This is a genomic window from Cyanobium sp. BA20m-14, assembly GCF_024346295.1.
This window is the reverse complement of sequence record NZ_JAGQCR010000225.1, coordinates 1-5,146: the sequence shown is the minus strand read 5'-3', so window position 1 is coordinate 5,146 and position 5,146 is coordinate 1. Positions and strand designations below refer to the sequence as shown.

General features: G+C 62.8%; 4 protein-coding genes. 3 read left to right on the top strand and 1 reads right to left on the bottom strand.

The annotated features are described in order from the left end of the window. Positions 1–789: 789 nt before the first annotated feature. Complete coding sequence (locus KBZ07_RS16010) at positions 790–1,914, bottom strand: FAD-dependent oxidoreductase (RefSeq protein WP_254932540.1); 1,125 nt, start codon at positions 1,912–1,914, stop codon at positions 790–792. A gap of 54 nt (positions 1,915–1,968) precedes the next feature. Between KBZ07_RS16010 and KBZ07_RS16005 the strand changes: the two genes are divergently transcribed. The 3 genes from KBZ07_RS16005 (at position 1,969) to KBZ07_RS15995 (ending at position 4,880) form a co-directional block, all read left to right on the top strand. Then, positions 1,969–2,628: a hypothetical protein gene (locus tag KBZ07_RS16005; RefSeq protein WP_254932539.1), complete on the top strand. Its 660-nt coding sequence runs from the start codon at positions 1,969–1,971 to the stop codon at positions 2,626–2,628. A gap of 47 nt (positions 2,629–2,675) precedes the next feature. Next, complete coding sequence (gene gatB / locus KBZ07_RS16000) at positions 2,676–4,151, top strand: Asp-tRNA(Asn)/Glu-tRNA(Gln) amidotransferase subunit GatB (RefSeq protein WP_254932538.1); 1,476 nt, start codon at positions 2,676–2,678, stop codon at positions 4,149–4,151. Positions 4,152–4,751: 600 nt separating this feature from the next. Continuing rightward, a complete protein-coding gene (locus KBZ07_RS15995; RefSeq protein WP_254932537.1) occupies positions 4,752–4,880 on the top strand; it encodes an RES family NAD+ phosphorylase in 129 nt (42 codons plus the stop codon). Positions 4,881–5,146: the final 266 nt, after the last annotated feature.

Below are 5,146 nucleotides of genomic sequence, written 5' to 3'. Positions count from 1 at the left end.
AACGCAGGACCCGTTGAGCAACCACAAGCAACGACTGGAGACCGGCGCCAAACCTCCGGCTGGGAGCGGCTCAATCAGGAATCCCTCCAGCCCTGAGAGTGCTCGGGCTTCTGCTGGCGGAGAACCTTGCCTCAGGTCGCCTGACCGTTTTGCGGTGACCCTGCCAGCTCGGTGGCTATGTAGGCGAGGAATCGCCGGTGGAGGATGTTTGGTTCGACGAGGAAAAGAGCTCCTGCTCGAAGCGCGCGATTCTGGCGTTGCTCTCTTGCAATTGCTTCAAGCGCTTCTCGCTTTCGAGCGATCTGAGCCTCAATCGCTCGGTTTCTTGCTCGATGTCGTAGACGGGTCGCCAGTTCAACAACTCCTTCGGAGAAGACTTCGTCTACGCCAGCAAGCGCTGCCAGGGCGGCAAGGTGGAGACATATTCCGATCTGGTCAGCTGTTTTGAGACGGCTGAAGCGGAGGAGGTTTTCATCGCCGTAGTTCGAAGTGAACGAGATCAGCAGCAGCAGCGCACCGGCCGCGGCGTCAAACCAGGCAGCGCTGAGAGACTTTCAGATTGCATCAGCGTAACGAGGGCGCTCGGTGCGATCACTTCATGGTACGTCAGTACTGTCAGCTGGCCCTCCGCGTTTCCACGGTTTCTCCAATTTGATGCGGAGATGCCGCCCCAGCTCCGCTGGATCACGCGCCATCTTTGGCTCTTGAGTCTGCGCCCATGGTGATGTCAACGAATACCAGCTGGGCGCAGCCTGAATGCCACAGCCTGAATATCTCAACCTGAGCAATTCAGCTCTGGAACCGTCCCCAGCCCCAGGGCTCCAGCAGGGCCCTGTTCTCCGCCTTGGTTGATCCGCAGATCTCTCCTGCCACCAGTTCGGCAGTGATCGCCGCCAGCAGCACGCCGTTGCGGTGGTGGCCGGTCGCCAGCCATAGCCCCCGGATCCCGCTTTGCCCCAGCAGCGGCCCCTTGTCGGGCGTGCAGGGCCGGAAGCCCCACCAGCGCTCCATCGGCGGCCAGTAGGCAGCCTCTGGCAGCAGGGCTTCGAGTCCCTCCTGCAGTTGGCGCTGGCCCGCAGGCGTCAGCCCCTCGCCGAAACCCGCTTCCGGCTCGCTAGTGGCTCCCACCACCAGCAGGCCATCGGCCCGTGGCACCAGATAGGTGCCGGGGCCGAAGATCACCCGCTTCAGCGCCTGCCGCGGCGCCTGCAGCGACAGCATCTGGCCCTTGAGGGGAAATACCGGCAGTTGGGGCAGCAGCTGGGCGCTCCAGGCCCCGCAGGCCAGTACCGCTTCGGCGCATGGCAGCCGCTGCTGCTCCCCTGCAGCCGTGCGCAACCTTATGGCCGCCAGGGCCCCGTCGCCGCCGCACTCGATTGCCAGCACCTCAGCGCCTTCCTGGAAGCCCACCCCCAGGGCTACGCAGGCCCGCTCCAGGGCCCGCATCAGCTGGCGGCGGTTGTCGATCTGACCGTCCTGGCTGAAGAGCAGCCCCGCCCGCCAGCTCGGGCCGATGCCGGCGATTTCCCGCTCCAGGGCCGCCCGCCCCAGGGGCTCGCCCCAGGCGGCCGTGGGATAGGCGTCCCGCTCGGCACTGCTGCGGAAGGGAACCACGATGCCGCAGGGCCTCAGGCCGCAGGCCAGAGCGCTGTCGGCCTCGATCTGCGCCACCCAGGCGGGGATCCGTTCCAGGCTGGTTTGGGCCAGGGCCAGCAGGTTGGCACTGAGGCCCTCGGCGTGGGGGGCGAGCATGCCGGCCGCCACGAAGCCGGCCGCTTCGCTGCGGCGCCGGCTGAGCACCTGCACGCAGCGGCCCCGGCGGGCCAGCTGGTGGGCGATCGCCAGGCCGATCAGGCCGCCGCCCAGGATCAGCACCCGTTCGCTGCTTATGGGCCGGTTGGGGGAGCCGGTCATCGCTGGTGCCCGCGGCTTCAGGGATGATGGCAGGCCGTTGCAGGTCCATCAGCGATGGCCAGTTGGGCGCTCCACCTCGAGCTCGAAATCCTCTACCGCGATGGAGCTGGTGATGAAGGTAGAGATGGCAGCTCCAGCTGCCGCCGGATCACCGTCAAGGCTGTGCAACTCGACGCCGCAGGCAACCCGGCCCTGTTTTCGGCCCACTGCAGCCTGAGCGGCAGTTTCCAGGATTTCGCCACCGACCGGATCGAGAGCTGCCTCGACCTGGCCAGCGGTGAGCCGGTGGAGGATATTGCGGCCCTGGTGCGCAGTCGCTACGCCCAGAGCCGGGCGGGGCGTCTCGAGAACCTGCGCCGCCAGTTTGAAGCCGAGCTCACCGTGCTGCTCAGCATGGGCCAGGCCGATGGCCTCTTCCAGCAGCGGGAGAAGGAGTTGATCGCCACCTACCTGTGCAGCCGCCAGGGGGAGCTGCCGCCTGGCGAAGCCCTCAGGCCCCCCCAACTGGCAAGCCAGCTGGCCTGGTTGAAGCGGCCATCAGCCCAGGAGTTTGGGGCTGCGGTCGAGGCCCTGGCGGCAGCTGAAGGGGGGCTGCTGGCCGAACTTTTCGCTACCTGCCTGGCGGTGGCAGACGTCCGTGAAGCCCGCGAGGGCGGGGAGCAGCCTGCCCTCGATCTGCTCGAGGCCCGCTGGTTCGGCGGCCCAGGTGCCTGAGCCCGGCGCCGTTCCATAGGATTGTCCCTCTAGGGACTCGGGCATCAATGGCGACAGGGCAAGGCGAGTGGGAAGCCGTGATCGGCCTGGAAACCCACGTGCAGCTGGGCACCGCCAGCAAGATCTTCACCAGCGCCTCCACCAACTTCGGCGACGAGCCCAACACCCACATCGATCCGGTGGTGTGCGGGCTGCCGGGCACGTTGCCGGTGCTCAATCAGAAGGTGCTCGAGTATGCGGTGAAGGCGGCGCTGGCCCTCAATCTGCATGTTGCCGAGCACAGCAAATTCGATCGCAAGCAATACTTCTATCCCGACCTACCTAAGAACTACCAGATCTCCCAATACGACGAACCAATCGCTGAAGACGGCTGGATCGAGGTGGAGGTGGCCGAAAAGGGGAAGGACACCTACCTCAAGACAATTGGCATCGAGCGCCTGCACATGGAGGAGGACGCTGGCAAGTTGGTGCACGCTGGCAGCGACCGCCTGGCGGGCTCCACCCACTCCCTGGTGGACTACAACCGCGCCGGCGTAGCCCTAGCTGAAATCGTCAGCAAGCCCGATCTGCGCACCGGCCGTGAAGCGGCCGAATATGCCGCCGAGATCCGCCGGATCATGCGCTACTTGGGCGTGAGCGACGGCAACATGCAGGAGGGCTCCCTGCGCTGTGACGTGAATATCTCAGTGCGGCGTGGCCCCGAGGAGCCCTTCGGCACGAAGGTGGAGATCAAGAACATGAACTCCTTCTCCGCCATCCAGCGGGCGATTGATCATGAGATCCAGCGCCAGATCAAGGCCTATGAAGCCGGCGAGCCCGTGGTGCAGGAAACCCGCCTCTGGGACGAGGCCAAGCAGCTCACCCGCAGCATGCGCACCAAGGAGGGCGCCAGCGACTACCGCTACTTCCCCGATCCAGACCTAGGGCCGATTGAGGTGGGCGCCGAGCAGCGCGAAGGCTGGCGGGCCGAGCTGCCGGAGTTGCCGGCCGCCAAGCGCCACCGCTATGCCGAGCAGCTGGGCCTATCTATCTATGACGCCCGGGTGCTCACTGAAGAGCTGCCGATGGCTGCCTATTTTGAGGCTGCTGTGGCGGCTGGAGCCGATGCCAAGGCCGCCGCTAACTGGATCAGCGGCGATATCGCCGCCCATGTGAACGCCAATCGGCTCTCCTACACCGATCTGCCCTTGCGGCCTGAGCAGCTGGCCGAGCTGGTGCAGCTGATTGAGGCTGGTGTGATCAGCGGCAAGATCGCCAAGGAGATCCTGCCGGAGCTGCTGGAGCAGGGCGGATCTGCCAAGGCGATCGTGGAGCAGCGCGGCCTGGGCATGATCAGCGACCCGGCAGCGATCACGGCGGTTGTGGCGGAGCTGCTGGCCGCCCACCCCGTGGAGGTGGAAGCCTTCCGGGGCGGCAAAACCAAGCTCCAGGGCTTCTTTGTGGGCCAGCTGATGAAGCGCACTGGCGGCAAGGTGGATCCGAAGTTGGCTAACCAGATCCTCAATCAAATGCTGAAGGGATAAGCCTCGGGGGCGACCAGTGGTCAGCAGTGCCTGCGGCACCTCTGGTGGGGTGTTTGACTGGGGAACTATGTCTAGATGTTCCGTGTCAATCTGGCTGATGGCCATCAGCCAGATTGACTTCGGACAAGTGCAATCAGAAAAGCGTAATAGGGTGATCAGGTGTAATAGATTGGACGTTGATGGGGTGCTTTGTCATTTCTCGCTGATTTGCCTTTCGCGATCATGCTCTAATTGGAGCCACTTGTTGCGTAGGGTGCTGTCCTTGACCTCGTTGTGATCGGAGCTCATTAGGTCGTCGAGCGTATACTTATTCTTTATGCGCCAACTATTTGTCTTTAGCTTGTTTATGTAATTTTCAACGGATATTATGCGATAGTGATAGCAGATTAGGTGACTATTTGCTATGCCTATTTCTCGCAAGCCCTCAATAAATGGGGGCAATATAGTAGTGCTGCAATCAATTCCGCTTGCTATTCGCAGATTCTTTTCATTATTTTTTTTGGGATGATGATCCCAAATGGCATTAAAATATTTCGGCTTGAATATGCATTTTGCCTCAATTTTATCATATCTGTCCCTAGGCTTATGTATGGGATGGAGATGTCTTTTGTCGTGGTCCAGATTGTGCTGCCCTCGGTGGTGGTGCCCCAGGCTCGCAACCTGCTGCTCAACCCCTTGCATCCGGCCATGCCACAGGTGGCGCTGGTGCACCAGGAGCCTTTCGGCTAGATCAACGGCTGGCCTGACCCACTTCTTATTCCACGACCGACCCCACACCCCCCTGTACGAGCGATTCCGATGTGGTGGCCCGCCCGGCCAAGCTCTGGCGGAAGATGAAACAAGACCTCTGGGCTGCGTTATTCAGCGTTGCTCGGTTTAGATAACCGGGCCCGTGTTGGAATTCGGCGAGGCAAGTGAGGCCCCAGCATGGAAGAAGGGGCTCGGCTGATCCTGGCCCAAGCTGTAACGAGCGAAGAGCAGTCCAGTGCTGACAC